19 protein-coding genes and 1 pseudogene are annotated in these 22,981 nt (G+C 44.0%); 11 read left to right on the top strand and 9 right to left on the bottom strand.

Annotated elements, in window-relative coordinates; all coding sequences use genetic code 11:
- Positions 1-23: 23 nt before the first annotated feature.
- Positions 24-590: an elongation factor P-like protein YeiP gene (gene yeiP / locus ACHZC4_RS11295; RefSeq protein ID WP_394753949.1), complete on the top strand. Its 567-nt coding sequence runs from the start codon at positions 24-26 to the stop codon at positions 588-590.
- Positions 591-892: 302 nt separating this feature from the next.
- On the opposite strand, the gene ACHZC4_RS11290 is transcribed toward yeiP, so the two are convergent.
- Positions 893-4,027 (bottom strand): efflux RND transporter permease subunit, encoded by a 3,135-nt coding sequence (locus ACHZC4_RS11290; RefSeq protein WP_394753948.1) that lies wholly within the window; start codon positions 4,025-4,027, stop codon positions 893-895.
- Positions 4,028-4,356: 329 nt separating this feature from the next.
- On the opposite strand from ACHZC4_RS11290, the gene ACHZC4_RS11285 reads away from it, so the two are divergent.
- A complete protein-coding gene (locus ACHZC4_RS11285; RefSeq protein ID WP_394753947.1) occupies positions 4,357-4,578 on the top strand; it encodes a DUF2892 domain-containing protein in 222 nt (73 codons plus the stop codon).
- Between the two features lie 20 nt (positions 4,579-4,598).
- On the opposite strand, the gene ACHZC4_RS11280 is transcribed toward ACHZC4_RS11285, so the two are convergent.
- Positions 4,599-5,036 carry an FxsA family protein gene (locus ACHZC4_RS11280; protein WP_394753946.1) on the bottom strand — a complete coding sequence of 146 codons (438 nt, stop codon included), beginning with the start codon at positions 5,034-5,036 and terminating at the stop codon, positions 4,599-4,601.
- 100 nt (positions 5,037-5,136) lie between these two features.
- Here ACHZC4_RS11280 and cutA point away from each other — a divergent pair, with 100 nt between their 5' ends.
- The 3 genes from cutA to ACHZC4_RS11265 are packed head-to-tail and all read left to right on the top strand — an operon-like array spanning position 5,137 to position 7,831.
- Positions 5,137-5,460 (top strand): divalent-cation tolerance protein CutA, encoded by a 324-nt coding sequence (gene cutA, locus ACHZC4_RS11275; RefSeq protein ID WP_394753945.1) that lies wholly within the window; start codon positions 5,137-5,139, stop codon positions 5,458-5,460.
- On the top strand, positions 5,445-7,316 hold the full coding sequence (gene dsbD, locus ACHZC4_RS11270) for a protein-disulfide reductase DsbD (RefSeq protein ID WP_394753944.1): 1,872 nt from the start codon (positions 5,445-5,447) through the stop codon (positions 7,314-7,316). Before cutA ends, dsbD begins: the two co-directional genes overlap by 16 nt.
- Positions 7,313-7,831, top strand: coding sequence for a TlpA family protein disulfide reductase (locus tag ACHZC4_RS11265; protein WP_394753943.1), 519 nt, complete (start codon positions 7,313-7,315; stop codon positions 7,829-7,831). The genes dsbD and ACHZC4_RS11265 overlap by 4 nt, the downstream gene beginning before the upstream one ends.
- A 295-nt stretch (positions 7,832-8,126) precedes the next feature.
- Here the strand turns inward: ACHZC4_RS11265 and ACHZC4_RS11260 are convergent, their stop codons facing one another.
- Genes ACHZC4_RS11260 through ACHZC4_RS11240 form a run of 5 tightly spaced genes read right to left on the bottom strand, consistent with a single transcriptional unit; the run spans position 8,127 to position 12,900 of the window.
- The gene (locus tag ACHZC4_RS11260) at positions 8,127-8,531 is read right to left on the bottom strand and encodes a hypothetical protein (RefSeq protein WP_394753942.1); all 405 of its coding nucleotides are present in this window, start codon (positions 8,529-8,531) and stop codon (positions 8,127-8,129) included.
- On the bottom strand, positions 8,528-9,358 hold the full coding sequence (locus ACHZC4_RS11255) for an endonuclease/exonuclease/phosphatase family protein (protein ID WP_394753941.1): 831 nt from the start codon (positions 9,356-9,358) through the stop codon (positions 8,528-8,530). Before ACHZC4_RS11255 ends, ACHZC4_RS11260 begins: the two co-directional genes overlap by 4 nt.
- A gap of 41 nt (positions 9,359-9,399) precedes the next feature.
- Positions 9,400-10,653 carry a serine hydroxymethyltransferase gene (glyA, locus tag ACHZC4_RS11250; protein ID WP_394753940.1) on the bottom strand — a complete coding sequence of 418 codons (1,254 nt, stop codon included), beginning with the start codon at positions 10,651-10,653 and terminating at the stop codon, positions 9,400-9,402.
- A 39-nt stretch (positions 10,654-10,692) separates the two neighbouring features.
- Positions 10,693-12,033 carry a glycerate kinase gene (locus ACHZC4_RS11245; RefSeq protein WP_394753939.1) on the bottom strand — a complete coding sequence of 447 codons (1,341 nt, stop codon included), beginning with the start codon at positions 12,031-12,033 and terminating at the stop codon, positions 10,693-10,695.
- Positions 12,034-12,042: 9 nt separating this feature from the next.
- A complete protein-coding gene (locus ACHZC4_RS11240) occupies positions 12,043-12,900 on the bottom strand; it encodes an NADP-dependent methylenetetrahydromethanopterin/methylenetetrahydrofolate dehydrogenase (RefSeq protein WP_394753938.1) in 858 nt (285 codons plus the stop codon).
- A 222-nt stretch (positions 12,901-13,122) separates the two neighbouring features.
- Between ACHZC4_RS11240 and ACHZC4_RS11235 the strand changes: the two genes are divergently transcribed.
- The gene (locus tag ACHZC4_RS11235; protein ID WP_394753937.1) at positions 13,123-14,103 is read left to right on the top strand and encodes a malate dehydrogenase; all 981 of its coding nucleotides are present in this window, start codon (positions 13,123-13,125) and stop codon (positions 14,101-14,103) included.
- A 72-nt stretch (positions 14,104-14,175) separates the two neighbouring features.
- Here ACHZC4_RS11235 and ACHZC4_RS11230 read toward each other — a convergent pair whose 3' ends face one another.
- Positions 14,176-14,556 carry a DUF3597 domain-containing protein gene (locus ACHZC4_RS11230; protein WP_394753936.1) on the bottom strand — a complete coding sequence of 127 codons (381 nt, stop codon included), beginning with the start codon at positions 14,554-14,556 and terminating at the stop codon, positions 14,176-14,178.
- Positions 14,557-15,293: 737 nt separating this feature from the next.
- Between ACHZC4_RS11230 and ACHZC4_RS11225 the strand changes: the two genes are divergently transcribed.
- Entirely contained in the window at positions 15,294-16,526 is a 1,233-nt protein-coding gene (locus ACHZC4_RS11225; RefSeq protein WP_394753935.1) for an amidohydrolase family protein, read from the top strand.
- Between the two features lie 87 nt (positions 16,527-16,613).
- Entirely contained in the window at positions 16,614-18,293 is a 1,680-nt protein-coding gene (locus tag ACHZC4_RS11220; protein WP_394753934.1) for a hypothetical protein, read from the top strand.
- A gap of 7 nt (positions 18,294-18,300) precedes the next feature.
- Here the strand turns inward: ACHZC4_RS11220 and ACHZC4_RS11215 are convergent.
- A pseudogene (locus ACHZC4_RS11215) lies at positions 18,301-18,395 on the bottom strand (IS5/IS1182 family transposase); the annotation flags it as partial.
- Positions 18,396-18,934: 539 nt separating this feature from the next.
- Here ACHZC4_RS11215 and ACHZC4_RS11210 point away from each other — a divergent pair.
- The 3 genes from ACHZC4_RS11210 to ACHZC4_RS11200 all read left to right on the top strand — a co-directional run bounded on the left by ACHZC4_RS11210 (position 18,935) and on the right by ACHZC4_RS11200 (position 22,881).
- Positions 18,935-21,175, top strand: coding sequence for an N-6 DNA methylase (locus ACHZC4_RS11210; protein ID WP_394753933.1), 2,241 nt, complete (start codon positions 18,935-18,937; stop codon positions 21,173-21,175).
- A gap of 220 nt (positions 21,176-21,395) precedes the next feature.
- Positions 21,396-22,061 carry a restriction endonuclease subunit S gene (locus ACHZC4_RS11205; protein WP_394753932.1) on the top strand — a complete coding sequence of 222 codons (666 nt, stop codon included), beginning with the start codon at positions 21,396-21,398 and terminating at the stop codon, positions 22,059-22,061.
- Positions 22,062-22,281: 220 nt separating this feature from the next.
- Complete coding sequence (locus tag ACHZC4_RS11200) at positions 22,282-22,881, top strand: transposase (RefSeq protein ID WP_394753931.1); 600 nt, start codon at positions 22,282-22,284, stop codon at positions 22,879-22,881.
- The last annotated feature ends 100 nt before the right edge of the window (positions 22,882-22,981 follow it).

Here is a 22,981-nt window from a genome sequence, read left to right as displayed (position 1 = left end):
GCATTTTAACCCAAAGAAAAATTATGCTCAAAGCAAGCGATTTAAAAAAAGGACTGGTCGTTGAGGTCAATGGTATGGCACACAGCATTAAACAAATAGAAGTACGTAATCCCACTTCTCGGGGTGCATCAACATTGTATAAAGTTCGTTTAAACAATCTCAAAACCGGCCAAAAGCTCGACGAAACCTTCAAAGGCGACGAGATGCTTAAAGAAGCGGATTGCGTACGCGCCAAAGTACAGTATTCATACGTTGATGGCGATAATTATATTTTTATGAACCTGGAGGATTACACCCAGTACAGTCTTAGCAGTGAAGAATTGGAAGGCAAAATTCAATACTTAAGCGAAGGTCTTGAAGGTATTATTGCCTTATTGATAGACGATATGCCACTTGCTATTGAATTACCCAGCTCCGTTATTCTAGAAATTATCGAAACGCCTCCCAGCATTAAAGGTGCAACCGCCTCTGGACGCACTAAAACCGCTCGTTTACCCACAGGGCTTGAAGTGCAAGTACCGGAGTATCTGGAAACCGGTGAACTCATTAAAATTAATACTGAAACCGGCAAGTTTATGTCGCGTGCTTAAGCTCAATTAGGGTTAATAACTTCAGTATTTCAGGCAAAAAAAAGCCTGGCTCTTACGAACCAGGACTGAGAGGTCAAACAAGACAATGAGGAGTCACTGTTTGTGGTATATACCAGGAGGAGGTAATGAATACATTGCTTATGCAACCCTGCTTACACCAGCAGCAATTGCAAAATAAAATCTCAAGCATTTTTAGGACATTTGCAGCGTATGGGCGTAATATACCTAATTAACTCTATGTTGACAATATAGGCAATCATTGATTAATAGTTTCTTATTTGGAAACAATAGTCCCCATTGTTTTATGACTTGAATTTTCCGTAATGCAGCAACATACTGGGTAACAATAATAAATTTAATAGTGTTGAAGAAGTTAACCCGCCGACTATAATCGCCGCCATTGGCCCCATAATCTCCAACCCTGAGTTATCGCTATTAAAAGCCACCGGCAACATGGCCAGCCCAGTTACCAAAGCCGTCATCAGTACTGACGGAAAGCGCTCCTGAGCGCCTACAATAGCAGTTTCCATGCACCACTTTTTACCTTCAACCTCAACTAAATAATGGTAATGGGATAGCAACATAATACTGTTGCGCACGGTAATACCAAACAAAGTCACAAAACCCACTACAGAACCCACCGATACGGTTGCACCGGTCAATAATACCGCAATCACACCACCAATTAACGCAAACGGCACGTTGAGCAAAGTCAGGCACACATGGCGCACGCTACCAATGGCAATATAAATAAAAATCAGTACACCCACACCCGCCAGTAAAGCATGTAAAATCAAATCATGACGCGCCCTTGCCTGCTCAATGGCCGCGCCGGTAAATTCAGGATAACTTAGGCCCCATGTAGATAGCGTTGATGGATTTGATGACGGGCCATTTGCAGACTGAGTGCTTGGTGTCCAGGCGATATCTTTCAGCACGCGCTCGCGTAACTCATCCATAAACGCAGTCAAATCCCGGTTTAATACATTGCTGGTCACCGTTTGCCGACGCTGCGCGCCCTGATGTAGGACATTGTAGCGCCCGATAGCGTGGTAAATGTCTGCCAGTTGTTCCAAGCTCACCAAGATGCCTTCTTGCGTTCTAACCGTTAACTGAGCTATTGATTCGGCTTGTCCTCGCAATTGCGGCGCTAGGGTAACGGCAATATCATAAATTTTATTACCTTGGGTATTTTTGCCAACGCTATGGGTTTCATAGGCCGTTTGTAGCACCTCGGTAATCTGTGCCGGTAACACACCCCAAAAACCGAGTTGATCAAGATTGATATTAACCTGCAATAGCGGTGAGCCTAACGGCGATCGCACTTGTACATCGGCAGCGCCAGGAAGTTGTCGCATAATAGCTGCCACAGCTTGTGCCTTGGCATCCAGCTCATTTAAATCATTGCCATAAATATTGACCACTACCGGTGAGGTATAACCCGAAATGGTTTCATCAACGCGTTCCGTTAAAAACGTATTAACTTCAAACACGATGCCTGGAAAATCTGTCAAGATGGCGCGTAAGCTATCTTTGATGTGTTGCTGCTGCTTACCTGACAACGGCTCAAGTCGCACTTCATATTCGCTGTAATGACTGCCGTAGGTATCGGCTCCGCGTTCTGCACGCCCTGCCCATTGCGAAACCGATTGTATGCCCGGAATTTTCATGAACTGCTCAGTCAACTTGCTGCCTATTCTTAAAGATTCTTGCAAAGATGTGCCCGGAACACTGGTGGTATGCACGATATAATGCCCTTCGCGTAGTTCTGGCAAAAATTTATTATCAACTTTAAAAAGCGCACTTAAACCCAGCACACATACAATCAAGCTACACGCAGCCACCGCTTTAAAGTTTTTAAAAACAACAGCTAATAGTTTACCGTAAAACGGTTTAAGCCACTGAATCAGCGGCGGTTCAATGACCTTATCCATTTTGTGCTGCAATAAGGCGTAACACAGCGCCGGCACTAAGGTAAGCGCCACCAATAAAGACACCAATATCGCCAAAATATAAGAATAACCCAGTGGCGCGAACAAACGTCCGGTAATACCCTCCAGCGTTAATAACGGTACAAACACCAACGCCACAATAAAACTGGCATACACCACCGAGCTACGCACCTCCAGTGAGGCGCTGTGAATAACCTGCGCTATCGCTAAGGGCTGAGGCAAGCTTTGGTTTTCACGCAGGCGGCGGAAAATATTTTCGACATCAATAATGGCATCGTCTACCACTTCACCTAGCGCAATAGCAAGACCGCCTAACACCATGATATTAAGATTAACGCCAGCTTCCAGTAGCACAATGACAGCGCCGGTTAGCGATACCGGAATAGCCAGCATGGAAATCAACGCTACCCGTACATTAAACAAAAACAAATACAGGACAATCAGTACAAATAAAGCACCGATAACTAAATGCTCGGACAGATTAGCCAAAGAACGCTCGATGTAATCAGCCGGACGAAATAAATGTGCGTAAAAATGGATCGCCTGCTTGCTAAAAATAGGCTCAAATTCTTTCAGTGCCTGCTCAACATGGCGCGACACCGATAACGTATTGGCGTTGTATTGACCTATCACCATCATAACAATACCGGGTTTGCCCATAATCTGCGCAGCACCAATAGGTGGCTCTTCTGCATAAGTAATATGCGTGACTTCCCCGAGGGTAATATTGCGTTCTTGTTCCCGCTTAACAATAATTTTGGCAAATTGCTCAGGCGTTACGGGTTGTCCGGTAATTTGCACAGTAAAACGCTGGTTTTGATTTTCAATAAAACCGCTGCCTTGAATCGAACCCGCTTGTGATGCGGCGTGAACAATATCGTCCAGTGCCAAATTGAAGCGTTTTAGCTTGTCCGGATCAACCTGAATTTGTAATTGCTGAATGCCACCACCAAACACATTCACATCGGCTACGCCAGGCACTGCCAATAATCGTGGCACTATTGTCCAATCGACCAGACTGCGCAAGGGCATTAAGTTGCTGTCATCCCAACTCAAACCTATGGTTAATACAGTGGCGGATGATGAAGACAACGGCACCATAATCGGCGTAATGCCTACCGGCAATTTTGCCGACAAACCTGACAAGCGCTCACTCACTAATTGCCGGTTACGGTAAACGTCAGTGTTTTCTGCAAAGATGACAGTCACTACCGATAAACCCTGTATCGATTCTGAATGCACGGATTGCATATCTTTCAAACCACTGACAGATGTTTCAATAGCTTGAGTGACTAATATTTCAACCTGTTCTGCGGCCAGCCCTGGCGATTCAGTTTGAATAATAACTTGCTTGGGGGATAATTCCGGAAAAATGTCAAGTCCCGCTGTGGTAAACCGGTACGCACCATACAGCAAAATCAATAGCGCTAAGGCAATAACAACACCGTAATAGCGTATGGAAAAACGAACCAGAACGGCTAGCATTGGAAAACGACAAGCTCATAAAAAAACAACGGGGGAGTATTTAGCAAAACGACAACACAGAAGTATTAAGGATTAAAATTGTCCACGAAAAGCACGAAAGACACGAAAAAACGTTGTGACAGCCCATACAAAACAGTATGTTATAAGCAGCATCATAAAGTTTGAGCCTTAAATCTTGCTAACAACAGATTTCTGTACATATAAAAAACAGCTTTTGCATCTTTAACGCTTGCACTTTTATCGATCTGTGTATATTGTTGATAGCTCTGTCAGATGAGACCGAGTTAATGTTTTTACCTAATAATAACAACTAACAAGAGGAAATTGAGATGAGTTTTGATTTTAAACGCATGATGCAATTTGAACACAATGTTGGCGAAAAAGAAAAAAAATATCGCCTTTATGGAGGCGCTGCGTTGCTGGTAATTTCCGTATTTACTGCTGAAATCACTTTGTTGCTGGTGGGCTTAGCATTAGTAGCCACCGGTTATTCCGGCTGGTGTCCGGTTTATTCAGGGCTTAACAAAAATAGCAACGATGTGATTAGTTAATTACTGCTAAGCGAACACCTTCAATCTTCTTTACGGAATTCGCCTTCCAATACATCTTTTTCAGCCGCTTTGGCTCGTTGAAAAGGGTGTATTGTCTGAATCAATTTTTTGTCGACAACATACTTGGCTATCTTGCCGCGTATCTGCGGTATTAGGCAGGCAAAGCCGATGGTATCAGTAATAAAACCAGGCGTTATTAATAATGCGCCGCCCAATAAAATCAATACGCCTTCCAAAAGTTCATACGCGGGTAATGTACCTTGCGCCAAACTTGCCTGAAAACGTTGTAGCGTAGCAAAGCCCTGCTGTTTTAATAGCCAGGAACCTAGCACAGCGGTAAATACCACTAAAAAAATAGTCGGAAATGCGCCAATCATACCGCCGACTTGCAACAGAAGATAAATCTCTGCAAACGGTATAATAAGCACCATAATAAAAAAAATCTGAAAAGTTTTCATGTAATCAAAACCTGCGTTAAAGACAATGATCTAAATATAAGGGTAATTGCTTTTAATTTCTAGGATAATATTCATAGTTTACATTTTAATGGCCTAAATAATGCCGGACGCTGTTCAACTCATTCTTTGCACCTGCCCGGATCGTAACAGCGCAGAAACTATCGCACGGCTGTTGGTAAGCGAAGGTTTAGCCGCCTGTGTTAATATTGCGCCTAACCTAATCTCTATTTATAGCTGGCAAGGACAGATTGAAAGTGCCGAGGAATGCCTGTTATTAATTAAAGCACGCCAGGATAATTACCCTGCCATTGAAACTGCAATATGCAAACACCATCCTTATGATCTCCCTGAAATTATTGCTATCTCTGTGCAACAGGGTTTACCTGACTATTTAAATTGGATTAACTCATGCCCTGCAAAATAATATTTTTCTGTTTCTTGGTATTGATTAATCAGGCGATATGGGCACTGGAAAGCACTCAAGTGCCGACCAAGCCCAATCCGCTTAGCCAATTACTCAAAGGTATCCCAGGCTTACAATCTAGCGCCAGCCAAGATGAGCTATTGCCGCCAGATCAGGCGTTTCAATTTTCGGCTGAGGTTAAAGATGCCCATACGCTACATGTGAATTGGAAGCTTGCTAAAGGCTATTATTTGTACCGGGAAAAAATACAGCTCAGTGTTGCAGATAATGCCCATGCTAAGTTAGGAGCGTACACCCTCCCCCATGGCAAACCTAAACATGATGAAGCGTTTGGCAATGTTGAGATTTTTTATGACGTATTAGATTTTAATGTGCCATTGATCCGTACCAGCAAAGCCGCGCATAAAATTACTTTAGAAGCGCAATACCAGGGCTGTGCAGATCGTGGCGTGTGTTATCCACCCATGATTAAAAAACTGGATTTGGTATTGCCGGTAGCAGAGCAAATGCAAACCAACCTTAGTTCCGAACCTTTGGCAGCAGCACCCGAACTTTCTGAACAGGACAAAATTGTACAATCATTACACCAAGATAGTCTTTTTGGGACGTTACTGAGCTTCTTTGGCTTTGGCTTTTTGCTGTCACTCACGCCGTGCATATTTCCTATGATCCCGATTTTATCAGGGCTTATTGTCGGGCGTGGCAAAGATATTCCGGCTTCCCGTAGTTTTTTAATGTCACTGTGTTACGTGCTGGCTTCGGCGGCAACCTATACCGTATTTGGCGTATTGGCGGCTGTATTTGGTAGTAACTTACAAAGCACTTTTCAGCAACCCTGGATTATCATTACTTTTAGCGCAATATTTGTAATGTTAGCGCTGTCTATGTTTGATTTTTACCACTTGGAAGTCCCTAAATCACTGCAAGCCAAACTGCATAATTCCAGCGAAAAATACCGTGATGGCTCGTTGTGGGGTGCGGCGATTATGGGGGCGCTGTCATCACTTATTGTGGGGCCTTGCGTTGCAGCCCCTTTGGCGGGCGCGTTGATTTACATAGGCCAAACCGGCAATGTTATTTTGGGCGGCAGCGCTTTATTTGTCATGGGTTTAGGCATGGGGGTTCCCTTGTTAATCCTGGGCGCTTCGGCGGGTAAATTATTACCTAAAGCCGGCGACTGGCTACACACCACTAAGGCTGTTTTTGGGGTGCTTATGTTAGGCGTTGCGGTATGGATGCTAAGCCGCATTTTACCGCCCGATATGCCTTTATTATTATGGGGAATATTGCTAATTATCTCTGCGGTTTATTTACACGCTACCGATTCGTTACCGGAAATCTGTTCAGGATGGCGTAAGCTGTGGAAAGGTGTTGGCCTTATCATGCTGGCTTACGGCTTATTATTGTTGCTAGGTTTTAGTTTAGGCAACACCAACCCCTTAAAGCCTTTGCAGGGTTCGGCTCTAAACATTGCGCAAGGCAAAGAGCACGGCATTATTTTTGAGAAAATAACGTCTATTAAGGCACTGGAGCAACGTTTGCAACAGGCCAGTAGCCGTAAGCAGAAAGTCATGCTGGATTTTTATGCCGACTGGTGCATATCTTGTAAAGAGATGGAGGCTTATACCTTTACCGACCCACAAGTTAAAAGTGCATTAAAAGATTTCGTGCTACTTCAGGCCGATGTCACAAAAAATTCTGAAGATGATAAAGCCTTATTAGCCCAATTTAATCTGGTGGGTCCGCCCGGTGTGCTATTTTTTGGCACGGATCAACAGGAACAAACAGCTCTGCGTGTGATTGGCTACCAAAAAGCCGAACTATTTCTTAAAACCTTAAATCGCGTTACCTTATGAAAAAAATCTTACTTATTATTGTTATTGGCTTAGTCACGCTGGCAACAGGTTTTGGCGTACAAAAAGCGGTATCCGTGTTAAACAAATCCAAATATATTCCGGTAGCGGAATTCAGTTTGCCAGATAACACTGGCAAACAACGCGCTATTTCCGAATGGAAGGATAAGTTACGCGTCATTAATTTTTGGGCGACCTGGTGTCCGCCTTGTCGCGAGGAACTGCCACTTTTTGTAGAATTACAAAAACACTATGCCGATAAAAATGTGCAAATTTTGGGTATAGCTATTGATGATGCCGAGCCAGTTGCAGAGTTTCTCAAAAAACTGCCGGTTAATTACCCGATGTTAATAGCAGGACAAGGCGGTATTGAACTGGCTTTTAATTTAGGCAATTTTGCCAGTGCCATTCCTTATACCATTATTGTCGATAAAGAAAACAATGTGGTTTTCCAGCATTCAGGGGAGATTACTAAGGTGCAGTTGCAAGAAGCGATTGATGGGTTGCTTGTTCAATAAGATAAAGTGCAAAAATGCACTGGAAATTTGCTTCACGGTAGTCAGAATATCCAGTGCATAAATATTAACGATTTCTTCGGCAATTGTGGTTTAGCAATAAAGTATCATGTTTTCTTCACCGTTACAGGTTTTATATGTTAAATTCAAAGCGACTTTAGCTGTTCAGTTTTGTAAGGCGGCAATCATGTTTTTCTCTTATATCGTGGGCAATTTTAAATAGCTAACCAGTCAATTCAGCTCATATAATTTTATTATTAGACTTAATCGTATTCAGAACCATCCGAATAAAAGTAATTTACGCCGTTTGAATTTGGGATAACAAACCTGAAATTACTCGCTGTACAACTGAAGATGAAAATATTTTACCGAGTTCGATTTCAAATTCATTGACATCATTGCATATCGTTCCAGAAGACGAAGCCCAAGGAGAATCATCTTTATCGGTCGTTAGATTTAGAGGGTATAAATGTATATCATGATCTATTCGTAAAACAAAATAGTAATAATTATTTAATGAAGAGGCGTGTATATAAAAAGAATATATAAAGCGATCACCAGATCGTTCTACCTGAGAAATCTCACCTGTTAACAATCCCCCTGTTAGGTCTGACAAAAATTGCGCTTGTTCATTTAAAACTGCTACAGGTGCTTTGACTTTAGGCAGATTATTAATCTCCCCCCATAAATTTTTAATTGTCACGACACATTCTCCAAATTTAATTGTGATACTTTAAGCGTAACCAACAGTGGCAAGTGATCCGAAAATTGTTTTGATATTTTTCCATTTTTCAATAAGCTAACATCGCCTATTTTATCGATAACTTTCAAATTATTATTATCAAAACAAGAAAGCAATGATGGGCGGATAAGAGCTTGATCAAAAGTATTCCAGAAATAATTCGTCATCTTCGAGGAATCGTAATAATAAGTCCCTGACGAACCTTCCGACGCATCACCTAACCGACTCCACATAGGATTATAGAAAAACTTCTTCTCTTTCCCAAAGACAACTCTATGTCCCTTTGAAGTAATATTTCTATCCATAATGGCATGAAAACCGTCAGCACTAACAAGCCCTGCTTCAAAAGGGTTCATATTAAAATCACCCATCACAATGGTACGGGTATGGCCTTGCTCCAGTTCGCGTTTATGAATTTCCTCAGCAATTCTAATCGCTATTAATGCCTGATCTTGATCGCTACAGTGGAGTTTGCTGGGCATGTGCACGGCAACCAATAAAATTTCAATGCCTATCGGGTGTGTCAATTTCCTTATTGAACCCCAGTGGTCATCATGCACCAATTCAAGAAACCGCTCCGGATAACGCGTAAAAAAAGAAATGCGAGTTGAAGGGTTAAACGGAGAAACAAACACTCTTCCCCCCTTGTTTAATTTCACTTGGATATCCACGTCTCGCAGTTTATTCTCCGCTAAGACGAGGACATCGACATCATAATAATCGCATAAGGTTTTAATTTCATCCGTTAAGTCTTTCCTATTGATATTCCAAAACAATAGGTTAATCATCGGTTCTGCGTTTCGATGAAGTTAAATCAAGTTTAAGTCAATCAACCATAAACCGGAAACCGCTTACAAAGTGCATTAACCTTCTCACGCACCGATGCAATCAAAGCCTCATCTTCCATATTTTCCATTACATCGCACATCCAGTTAGCAACATCGGCCACTTCGGTTTCCTTAAAACCACGGGTAGTTGCTGCTGGCGTACCTACCCGAATACCACTGGTTACAAACGGCGATTGTGGATCATTCGGCACTGCATTTTTATTAACTGTAATATGCGCTTTATTTAAAGCTGCATCCGCTGCCTTTCCGGTAATGCCCTTAGGAATCAACGATACCAGCATTAAATGGTTATCCGTACCGCCCGACACCACATCAAAACCGCGACGCATAAAAACCGCCGCCATAGCGCGCGCATTATCAATAACTTGCTGCTGATAAACCTTAAATTCTGGCTGCATTGCTTCCTTAAAAGCCACCGCTTTGGCGGCAATCACATGCATTAAAGGCCCGCCTTGTATACCAGGGAAGATATTGGAATCAAATTTCTTTTCCAATTCAGGATTACTTTTGCACAAAATTAATCCGCCGCGAGGACCACGCAGTGATTTATGTGTCGTGCTGGTAACTACGTCGGCAATAGATATTGGATTAGGGTATAAACCTGCGGCAATCAAACCGGCTACATGGGCTATATCTACAAATAAATACGCACCGACCTTATCGGCAATATCTCTAAAACGTTGCCAATCCCATACCCTGGAGTATGCCGAAAAACCTGCCACTATGACCTTAGGCTTGTGCTCTAAAGCCAAAGCTTCAACTTGTTCATAATCGATTTCGCCGGTTTCCGGAACCAAACCATATTGCACTGCATTATAAATTTTGCCGGAAAAATTGGGCTTGGCACCGTGCGTTAAATGCCCACCATTGGCTAAACTCAATCCCAAAATAGTGTCGCCGGGTTGAATTAAAGCCATAAACACCGCCATATTGGCTTGCGATCCTGAATGCGGTTGTACGTTCGCATAATCCGCACCAAATAAAGCTTTGGCACGATCAATAGCCAGCTGCTCGGCTTTATCAACAAATTCACAACCGCCGTAATAACGCTTGCCGGGATAACCTTCTGCGTATTTATTAGTTAATTGTGAACCTTGCGCTTCCAGCACCCTGGGGCTGGCATAATTTTCTGAGGCGATCAGCTCGATATGGTCTTCCTGACGTTGGCGTTCTTGTTCCATCGCCTCGAATAATTCATCATCAAAACCGGCGATTGTCATCGTTTTGTTAAACATAATTTTCTCCTGAAAAGAACTCTGTGCGTGAAGTTAGGGTTAGATAAGTAATAGTTGTAAATCAGCCACATTGGTACCTGTGGCGCCGGTGATCAGTAAATCGTGTGAAGCTTTCAGCGCCGGGTAGGAATCGTTATTGGCAAGCAATTCACCTGGATTGATGTCTGCGGCTAACATGCGTTGTATTGTACCTGAATCCACAACACCACCGGCAGCATCTGTGGGACCATCGCGGCCATCGGTACCACCACTTAAAAACACCCAGTTGCCAGTCAACCCATGTTGCTGTGCGCTGATAGCAAAGGCCAGTGCCATTTCCTGATTGCGTCCGCCACGGCCATTGCCTTTTAGTGTCACCGTCGTTTCGCCACCGGCAATGATGGCTAGCGGAGTGCTCATTGAACGAATAGTTTTTTTTGCGAACAGCACCAGTTTTTCAGCTTCATCTTTGGCTTCACCACACAGATGATCACTGTATAGCTGCGTTTTGTAGCCTTGCGCCTGCGCTGTTTGTATTAGCGCATGGACACTAAGGCTATTACTGCCTACCAAGGTGTAGGATGTATTAGCGAATACGCTATCATCAGGCTTAGGTGTTTCCGGTATTTTACCGTTTCGGCCATGTTCTAAATGCTGGCGCACACTGATCGGGATCTTATCCCACAAGCTTTTATCTTCAAGTATGGCAATAGCATCCGCATAAGTGGTTTCATCTGCAACTGTTGGCCCGCTGGCAATAGCACTCACGTCATCACCTAATACATCTGATAATATCAGCGCATGCACATCGGCAGGATAAGCCAGCTTGGCTAAACCACCGCCTTTAAGCTGCGACAGGTGCTTACGCACGCAATTCATTTGATTAATGGTTGCGCCGCTGGCCAATAATAAATCCGTGGTAGCAATCTTGTCTTGTAAGGTCACTGATTCAACCGGATAAGGCAATAACGCCGAGCCACCACCACTGATTAACACCAGCACCAGTTCATCTTTTTTAGCAGATTCAGCAATACCCGCGCACATCTTTGCGGCCTTAAAACCACGATCATCTGGCAACGGGTGCGCAGCAACTAATACATCCACACCCTCTAAAGCTATGACGTTTTCATCATTGGCAACAGCGACACAACAACCCAACAACGGTTCAGGTATACATTCCTTAGCGGATTTTGCCATAGCGCAAGCGGCTTTGCCAAACGCAATGACATGAATTTTTGGCCATGTTCCAAAATACTGGCTAGCATCCGCCAAAACTAGGCCGAATTGATTGCCATCTGTTAATAAATGGCGTTTTACTGCCAGATAAGGATCAGCTGCTTCTATGCCTGCTTTAAAGCAATAAAGGGCATCTTGTCGCATCTGTTCAACACAACGGTTCATGGTGACGATTTAAGCCATTTCTTTGGCCAATGCAAAAATAGCCTCAGCATCCAGCACCTGTTTATTATCTTCAAACAATTTCGCGATGCAGGCGCGGTGTAAAGCCAGTTTTAAAGCCCCAAAACCCAACGCTCCCCACACAATTTTACCGTGACGCTCAACACCTTTGTCCATCATATCAACACCCCCAATACCCAATGGCGGCGTAGTATTAGCATCGGCGATGACTTCCAGCGTACTGTTGTTTTGCCATTGCTCAACACTCAGCAACTCTATGCCAGCAGCTCCGGTTGCCAAGACAATATGTGCACTCTCAATGCTTTGGGCACGGGCGTTATTGTCCAGTGCCTCAATGGGTTCCAATGCCACACCAAAACGACTGTTCATAGCGTTACAGGCTTGCTCTGCGCGTGCAAGTGTGCGTGCGGTAATTGAAACCTGCGCACCTTCTTTAGCCAGCATGACTGCTGCGCGCTGTCCTACCGGCCCCGTTCCTGCCAACACCACTGCTTTCTTACCCACTAATGATCCGTTCAAAGCTAATTTAGCCACAGCCGCCGCCGCTGTAGTATTGCAGCCATTGCAGTCCAACATAACCGAAACCTGGAAATTAGAAAAAAAGTGTTTTTGAATGGCTTTTAACAACAATTGTCCTGCAACCATATCACTGCCACCGACAAAGATAGCGGTGTTTTTTTTATCTTTGGGTGCGCGGGTAAAAATTGTACCTTCTACCAAGGCTGAGATAGTCTCTGGCGTTAAACCGCCGTAAGCCACAACATTATCCGCGCCGCCATCGTAAGCAACCACAGTATCAAAAGAGGAAGGATGAATGTCAGTGTCAAATTGGAATAGCAGTTTTTTCATGGGTTGTCGGGGTATATAGTTCGCATAGATATTTTAGATGCGCTAATTATACTCGAGATAGTAACAGTTGCCGCACTTGGGCAGATAGATTTGCAGATACCCGTACGTTTTCGTTATGATTGGATAACGAGTAGTTAAAAAGCCTGAGCCATGTAGCAACACAAGATTTTGCATCGCTACCATAGCCAATAAAAAACAACATCATTCACAAAAGGCGAGCAGATGAAAAACCCCGTTCATATAGCAGTTACCGGTGCAGCAGGACAAATCAGTTATTCCTTGCTTTTTCGTTTAGCGGCGGGCGATTTTTTGGGCTTGGATCAACCGATTATTTTGCATTTGCTTGAAATTACCCCAGCCATGCCAGCTTTACAAGGTGTGGTGATGGAGTTGCATGATTGCGCAAGCCCCGTGGTGCATGGTATAGAAATCACCGATGACCCCAAAGTAGCTTTTAAAGATGCCGATTATGCGTTTTTAGTAGGCGCAAGACCCAGAAGTGCCGATATGGAACGCAAAGATTTATTACAGGTTAATGCGGCCATTTTTTCGGTACAGGGCAAAGCGCTTAATGAAGTGGCCAGCCGCAGTATTAAAGTGCTTGTTGTCGGTAATCCCGCCAATACCAACGCCTTGATTGCTTTAAATAACGCACCTGATTTAAAACCGGAAAATTTCACTTGTATGACCATGCTTGATCATAATCGTGGCCTTAACCAACTGGCAGAAAAATGCAGTGTATTAGTATCTGATGTTAAAAATGTCATTATTTGGGGTAACCATTCCGGCACGCAATACCCTGATATTCATCATGCAAAAGTCAAAGATCAGGAGGCTTTACAGCTAGTCGGGGAGGATTGGTTTGAAAATACTTTTATTCCTACCGTACAACAACGCGGTTCGGTTGTGATTAAAGCGCGTGGCCAATCCAGTGCCGCCTCTGCGGCTAACGCAGCCATAGATCAGATGAGGGCGTGGACACTAGGCACACAAGAGGGTAAATGGGTCAGTATGGGGATTTATTCTGATGGCAGTTATGGTATTGAAGCTGGGCTCATGTATTCCTATCCGGTTACCGTAACCGATGGCAAGATTAGTGTGGTGCAGGGGCTTGATATTAACGCCTTCAGCCGCCAAAAAATGCAGCTTACTGAAACAGAACTAAAAGAAGAGAAAGAGGCAATTAAGCATTTGCTGCGCTAATTTTTGGTTTATCTAGAAAAAGCCAAGGACAGACTTCAGTGATGCAAGTCTGCCACCAAGATTAATGCGATCTTAATCCAACAAATCTGCCGGAATATTACCGCCATTCTGAGCCAGTTTTTGCAATACCGCTTTATGCAACCACATATTCATTTGTGCTGAATCACCCATTGCTGAAGCTGGGCAACCCAGTTCCGCAGCCAGGTCTTTACGCGCAGCCAAACTGCTGTCAAGTCCTAATAACTTTAACAAATCAACAATTGAAGCTTTCCAATTGAGCTTTTCAGCGCTGGCAGCAGCAAGTCCATCCAACTTGGAAACAACATCAACATCACTAATAGCGGCAGCAGGCGCGGTGACAGAAGCGGGAGACGCATCCGCTGCAACAGGCGCTTCGGCAGCATCGGCACTACCAATACCCAACTTTGAGAGAATGGAACTAAATATACTCATGATTAATCCTTATGTGTGTATGTTATTGCGATTATTTCTGCAAATTGAATGAGCCGCTTAACTTATAAAAAACAGGTTAAAGGCGCTTTAATTTTAGTACGACATAAAAGCAAACTTTTTAACAATTCTAGAGACTAACAATAGCAACACCTTTAATCTTGCTAAAAAGCTGCCAACCAGATTTTACACCAACTCTAGGTTAATGCTGATAATTTTTGGCGGAAGACTCAATAATCTTCACTTTCAATAAGTTGCAGAGTGTGGCTACCCACGCAAGGTGGGCACTGCCATTAAGTTAAGAACTCGCCCCTTCTCCAGAGGGAGAAGGTTATGGATACATTTCAAGACATAAACTGATAATCATGCCACAATGACTTTAGCCAAACAAAGGGCTTCCACGTCTATTCAGTCGGTAGATTTGCAGAAACCTATCATTAATTCATTTCGGAGAAAAACCATGAAAATTGTTAGTTCAATAGTCGTCATTTTTGCTGTTCTGGCTTTAACAGCCTGCGATGGTGGACAAGGTCCCAAAAAACCGACAGCTTCCCATTCATCTCAACTGTCTTTGTAACAAAAAATCTCCCCTGATCCGTTCAATGCTTTAGCTCTTTAGCACAACGTTTTCCAGGTAATGATGATACCAACAACCCGACAACAGCTTTAAATAACGCTGTTGTCGGGGGCTAAAAGTAGCTACTGTTTCATATCAAGCTCTCCTTTTTAAAACCTTAATCATGACCCATTCGGACTACTCCCGCCGCCGATTTTTACAGCTGGCTACCGCTAGCTTGGTTACCGCCAGCACACCCGCTTCGGCATTGTTTAGGCTTGCCAATTCTTGTCTTGATCCTCTGCATACGCCAACGTCGCTGTTAGAAACAGCCGCATGGCAAGGCGTTAATCCTGAAAACTGGTGGGATTGCCACACACATATTGTTGGCTCTGGGGATGGCGATAGCGGCATTACTCAGAACCCAGACATGAATGAGCCCTTTTTACATCCTGTCCAAACTTTTCAACGCTGGGTTTATGCAAATGCCGCCTGTGCCGGAAATATGGGCAAACAGGATGTTAATTTTGTTATCCGCACTCTGGCATTGCTTAATGCTATGCCCAAAGGCGCTAAGGCAATGTTGTACGCCTTTGATAAGACTCACGGTGCCAGGGGAGATCCCGATCATGCCAACACGGCTTATTTTGTGCCCAACGACTATGCTATGAAGCTAGCAAAAACTTATCCTGAGCGTTTCGAGTGGGTTGCCAGCATTCATCCTTATCGTCACGATTGCGTAGCTGTTTTGCAGCAGGCCGTTGCCGACGGTGCGAGAGCAGTAAAATGGTTGCCGCCGGTAATGGGAATTGATCCTGCCTCACCCTTATGCGACCGCTTTTACAAAGCAGCGGTTGAGCTTAACATACCTATTATCAGCCATGCCGGCGAAGAAAGGGCGCTGCATGGTGCAAACCAGCCACAGTTCAGCAATCCCTTGCGCTTACGTCGTGCCCTGGATGCTGGGGTTCGCGTGGTCATTGCTCATTGCGCGACGTTGGGTACTGATATTGATGATAAGGGTCAGGAAGTGAGAAGTTTCGATATTTTTGCCAAACTGATGGCAGAAAAACAATGGCAAGGCAGATTATTTGGCGATATTGCCGCAGTCATTTTGCGCAACCGCGATATGGATGTCGTTAAAACCTTATTAACAGAAACATCTTGGCACAGCCGCTTGCTAAATGGCTCCGACTACCCGTTGACCGGTGTGCTGCCGTTGATCTCGCTGACAAAATTTGCTACGGCCGGTTTACTGGCAGAAGACAGCATCGAACCGTTGCAAGCGTTACAGGATTACCATCCGTTTCGTTTTGATTTTGTACTGAAACGCAGTTTGTCATGGCAAGGCCAGCGTTTTGCTAAGGAAATATTTGAGACACGGCCGTTTTTTGTAAACCAAACGATTAAACCCTAAAGAGGAAGCCTAGACTTCGCCGAACCAAAACACGAATATAGAGTCTACATTTAGTAATTTATTTTTACAGCATGCTAAGGATTGTTTATGCAAAAAGAATCTTTGCCACCTCATCTTCATCCACTTACAGCAAACTCCGTTTTGCAGTTAATGTACATCTGGCTAGATAAAAATATCTTTGATTTGGCAAGGCAAATGCGCTTGAGTTATGTGCCGCCTATGATGGTTTATCTGGCAGCCGGGATTTCAGGTTTAACAAGCATTGTAGGCACTTTTTTTGTTAAAGATTATTTGGGGCTGTCTGCTGAATTTTTAGCTACCCTTGGTTTTTGGGCAATGATGCCTTGGGCAATGAAAATGCCTATTGGCCATATGGTTGATTTGCTCTGGCAACATAAAGCCAAATTAATCTACCTGGGGGCTACATTAATTGTGGCAAGTCTTTTAATTATGCTCACTATTCTTGCCGATCCCAAATCAATGACCGGCTTTTTTTCAGTAGAAACCTGGTTTGTCATCTCAACCTTACTCGCGCCTATCGGGTATGTTATACAAGATACCGTAGCCGATGCCATGACCGTAGAAGCAGTGCCACGCATAGATGAGTACGGACTGCCTTTTTCTAAAGAGCAAATCAAACTTGCTCATACCACCATGCAAACCTTGGGGCGTGTTGCCATTATCAGCGGCACCCTAATTGTGGCGTTAGCTAATGTTTACTGGTTTAGAGATATAACAAACATGGACGCTAATACCCAATTAGCCGTTTATATTAAAATATTTCGCTGGGCGCTGTTAATTCCTGCCGCCTCCGTGTGTGGCGTTATGCTGGCCGCTTACTTGCGTTCCAATGAAGAGTGGCGACTTGCTGCACAAGGCTATGAGTTTGACGAGATTGAAAAGATTTTATCAAGGCCTATTGAAGAGTTAGCCAAAGTTAACTGGTGGATTTTAGGTGGCTGCCTCAGCTTTACATTATTTGCGGCTCTTATGGGGCTTGCCAAAGTACCTTATAACGAAGAACTGATATTTGTAGGATCGCTGTCTATTATAGTATTTTTGATGTGGCGTTTAACTGATGAGCTGTCTGCTACGGTTAGAAAGCAGTTATTCGGTACCGCAGCAGTCATCTTTGCTTTCCGCGCTGTACCTACAGCGGGGGCGGGTTCTACATGGTGGATGATTGACGAACTAGGTTTTGACCAACAGTTTTTATCAAAACTTGCGCTCATTACCAGCGTATTAACCTTAATGGGTATGTTTATATTTCGCCGTTTTATGGCCGAACGCTCTATTACCCAGATTATCGCTACGTTAACTGTTGCGCTGACGGTGTTAAGTTTACCCCAACTTGGCTTATATTATGGCCTGCATGAATGGACACAGGCGCACATTGCAGGCTTTATTGACGCACGTTTTATCGCGCTGATAGATACCGCTCTGGAATCACCTTTAGGCCAGATTGCCATGATACCCATGCTGGCCTGGATTGCTAATTCAGCACCGCCCCAGCTTAAAGCCACCTACTTTGCCGTTATGGCGGCAATGATCAATCTGGCACTTTCCTTATCCCAATTGTTGACTAAATTGCTTAACCACTGGTTTGTAGTTACCCGTGAAGTTAAAGATGCCGTAACCGGGGTAGTATCTATACCTGCTGACTATAGCCAGCTAGGCAGCTTGTTTTTTATTCAGATATTTTTAGGCTTTGCTATACCGTTGCTGACAATATTCATCGTCAAACGTACTTTATTTGCAGAATCTTAGAACCTGTTCAATATCTTCGCAATAGCAAGGTCAAAAAAGCTAGGTTAACAAAATGTAGGCTAGTGTTGAGCAAGCGTTCGGTTTTTTCCAAAGCCTACTGTTTTAAGCTTAAAAACGTGCCACGAAACTCAATCTGATTTACAAATAGGGACTTTGATTTCATATACGAGTTTCCAGGCATTAAAAAACAACTCTAATTCCGCCAAAAATGAATTTTTTTAGCGGCATCTGTACCAAATAACGTTTGCTTTATTGAGCAATGGGAAAGTAGCGCTGAATAGCTTAGGGCCTGAAAACCAAGGAATCGTTAGCATATTTCAAGTAGAAGCGGTTTATTAAGTGAATTTTGGATATTTGAATAACAAACTAATCAAATTCCACATACACTTAATGAATTAATTTGGCCTTTTTGTTTTGAGGTTAGCCAAAATATTGAAGTAACAGTAACAATATTTGTTATTCTTTGCTTATTGCTAGCTACAGAGGAGGAATCAAGGCTGTAAATATTTCTCTAAAGCCCCATTTTGTTGATCCTCTGTTGATCCTCTATAGGCACGCAAATCTTTATTCACACTAAAAACGTATTCGGTTGTTTTATTTACGTTACCTAAATAATTTACTTGCCACACTAAAATCACCCCATGCAAAACACACAGCACCAAAACATTGTCGGCTTCATCTGGAATATTGCCAACAAGTTACGCGGGCCTTATCGCCCACCGCAATATCGCCGTGTGATGTTACCGCTCATTGTTTTACGGCGCTTTGATCTGGTGCTGGCAAAAAACAAGCAAAAAGTACTTGATGAAAAGCAGCGACTTGAAGATAAAAAGATTACTGGTCTCGCATTACAAAAAGCCTTGTCGCGCATAGCGGCAAAAGACCGTAAACAAGAGCTGTTCAATACCAGCGGCTTTACCTTTGAAAAACTGTTGGGTGATGCGCCCAACATTGCCGGTAACCTGATCGCCTACATTCAGGGCTTTTCGCCACGCGCACGCGACATTTTTGACAAGTTTGAGTTTGAAGCCGAAATCGCCAAGCTGGATGAAGCCAATCGCTTGTTTTTAATCATTAAAGAATTTTTCTCTGGAGAAATCAACCTGTCACCCGAAGCTATCAGCAACTTGCAAATGGGCTATCTGTTTGAAGAGTTGGTGCGGAAATTTAACGAGCAAGCCAATGAAGAAGCAGGGGATCACTTTACGCCGCGCGAAGTCATTCGGTTGATGGTGCAGCTACTGTTCACTGGTGAGAAAGATGTTTACGAAAAAGGCATTTACCGTAGCGTTTACGATCCAACGGCAGGCACCGGCGGTATGCTCTCGGAAGCGGAAAAATTCATCTGCGGTGATGGCGTGGTTTCTGGTATGAATCCAGATGCCAACATTGAACTGTTCGGGCAGGAATACAACCCAGAGTCTTACGCCATTTGCTGTTCAGATTTGTTGATTAAAGATGAGCCAATTGATAATTTGATTTATGGTGACACTTTGGGTGTCAAAGATGCCAAAAACAAGACCAATGGTTTTTTGCCCTACGATGGCCATCCCAACAAGCAGTTCCATTACATGTTGGCCAATCCGCCGTTTGGGGTGGAATGGAAACCTGAAGAAGATTTTGTACGGGAAGAGTATAAAGACCAGGGTTTTTCTGGTCGTTTTGGTGCGGGTTTGCCGCGTATCAATGATGGTTCGCTGCTGTTTTTGCAGCACATGATTTCCAAGATGCACAAGCCGCCTATGCTGGATGATTCGGGTAACAACACCGGTGGCGACGGCTCCAAGATTGCTATCGTGTTCAATGGCTCGCCGCTGTTTACCGGTGATGCGGGCAGTGGTGAAAGTAATATCCGGCGCTGGATTATTGAAAATGACTGGTTGGATGCCGTGGTTGCGCTGCCTGACCAGATGTTCTACAACACCGGCATTTATACTTACATTTGGATCGTCACCAACAAGAAGCCGGAACACCGCCGAGGCAAGGTGCAGTTGATTGATGGTACGCGGCACTTTAAAAAAATGGACAAGAGCTTGGGCAACAAGCGTAATGAATTGTCTGACGAGCATATCAAGGCATTGGTGCGGCTTTACGGTGAATACTACCACGATGCGACCAGCGACGTGCCGATGAATGGCACGCTTGAACCGCGTGTGTGCAGCAAGCTATTTAAAAACCAAGACTTTGGTTATTTAAAAATTACCGTTGAACGCCCGTTACGGTTAAATTTTCAAGTCGGTGTCGAGCGGATTCTCCGTTTGAACGACCAAAGTGCATTTACCAATCTGGCCAATAGTAAAAAACGCAAGGATGATGCCGCTTATCAAGCTGAGATTACCCAGGGTAAAGTCATGCAGATGGAAGTTATAGCGGCACTTGCAACGCTTGACAGAGACATTGTGTATCGCAATCGGACTGAATTTGAGCAATTAGTGGATGATGCTATAAAGCAGGCTGGCCTTAAAATCGCTGCACCCGTTAAAAAAGCTATTTTGGCTGCTCTTTCTGAGCGCGACCCTGAAGCGGCTATTTGTCTGGATGCCAAAGGCAAGCCTGAACCGGATGCCGAATTACGTGATACCGAGATTGTGGCGCTGCCGGAAGATATTAGCTTGCCGTTGCCACTGGCGTATGACGGCGAAACAGGTCATGATAAATTGCTGATTTTGGTTAAAGGCCATTGTGAAGATTATTTACAGGTCGAAGTATTGCCGCATGTGCCCGATACCTGGATAGACCACAGCAAAACTAAGGTGGGTTATGAAATTCCTTTGAATCGGCATTTTTATGTGTATCAGCCACCGCGTCCGTTGGATGTGATTGCATGTGAAATTAGCCAGTTGGAAAAAGACATTATGGCGATGTTGAGTGAGGTGGTTTGATGATGTCAATACAATTCGTAGGGGCGAACCTACGTGTTCGCCCTGTTTTCCGCATCGGTATTTTTTCAGGTAAAGGTTTGGAAGTTGTTCGTTGTTCGTGGTATCGAATTGGATGGATATGTGGGATAAGGCAGACACGTAAAATGGGGGGTACATGTAAAATAGGGCGGACACACAGGTCCGCCCCTACGGGGTGGGTTATTTTGGGGGCGATGGTTTGATGGCAAGTTATCAACAATATCCTCATTACAAATCAACAAAGTGCGCGTGGTTGAAAAACGTGCCTACTCATTGGCTTGTAAAGCGCGTTAAAAACATTGCTACTTATAACGATGAAACACTAGACGATAAAACAGAACCCGACTTGGAGATTGAATACGTTGACATTTCAAGTGTGTCGTTAATCAATGGTATTGAGAAGTTTGAATCAATGACCTTTGACAAGGCTCCTTCCCGCGCAAGAAGGAAGGTTAAGCATGGTGATATTATTGTCTCGACAGTTCGCACGTATCTAAAAGCGATAGCACCTGTAAACCACCCATCGGAAAATATGATTGTATCAACGGGTTTTGTAGTTGTGCGACCTATGCAAAATCTATATTCTGGTTTCGCAGGCTATCTTTTGCAATCCGATGGGTTTGTTGGTGATGTGGTTGCCAACTCAGTTGGGGTTAGTTATCCCGCAATCAATGCAAGTGATTTGGTTTGTATTCCCGTTGTTGAGCCACCTATGCCTGAACAAAAATCCATAGCCTGTTTCCTCGACTACAAAACTGCCCAAATTGATAGATTAATACAATCAATGTGTGGGGTTACTTCAATTGCACAAGGCAACCAATCAAAGAATATAGGTAGTTTACTTCTGGAATACCGCTCTGCCCTATAATAACCAACGCCGTCACCGGTAAAATCGATGTGCGCGATTTTAAATTACCCACAGAGGCAACCCATGCGTAGGGGCGAACCTGCGTGTTCGCCCTACATGTGTTCGCCCTTTGCGAAGAGATCGCCCAACATATCACACCTGTCCGTAATAAAGGGCGGACACATAGGTCCGCCCCTACGGGTTATGGCCGTAATCGGCACATTAATCGAAATGCTGCGCCATGACCTATAACCCCGCCATTCACCACCGCCGTTCTATTCGCCTAAAAAATTACGATTATTCGCAGGCAGGCGCTTATTTTGTCACCATCTGCCAACAAAACAGGGATTCCCTGTTTGGGCACATCGCCAATGACAACATGGTATTAAATCCTGCCGGTAACATGGTGATGCGCTGGTATTTGGAATTGGAAAACAAATTTCCAGACATCCAATGTGATGCCTGTATTTGTATGCCGAACCACATACATTTCATCGTGGTAAACGTAGGGGCGGACCTACGTGTCCGCCCTGAATGCGATGTCCACCCTGAATGCGTTGCCCGCCCTGAATCCGCTACGAACGAAGATACAAAGGGCGAACACGTAGGTTCGCCCCTACATCGGGTGGTGCAATGGTTTAAAACCATGACCACCAATGAATATATCCGCGAGGTCAACCAAAACCAATGGCCGCGTTTTGAGGGTAAATTATGGCAACGTAATTATTGGGAGCATGTGGTACGTAACGAGGCGGATTTAGAACGCTTACGCGAATACATAGCCAACAATCCCAAGAGCTGGGCATTGGATAAGTTATATGAGGAAAATCAATATGGCTGACATCGCGCATGTTTCAGTTTCAGCAATTGTACATACAGGGCAGACACGCAGGTCTGCCCCTACGATGACACCCCGTAGGGGCGAACCTGCGTGTTCGCCC

This window comes from Crenothrix sp. (assembly GCF_043729335.1).
GTDB lineage: Bacteria > Pseudomonadota > Gammaproteobacteria > Methylococcales > Methylomonadaceae > Crenothrix.
The sequence above is the reverse complement of the archived record's forward strand: the minus strand, read 5'-3'. Positions and strand labels throughout refer to the sequence as shown.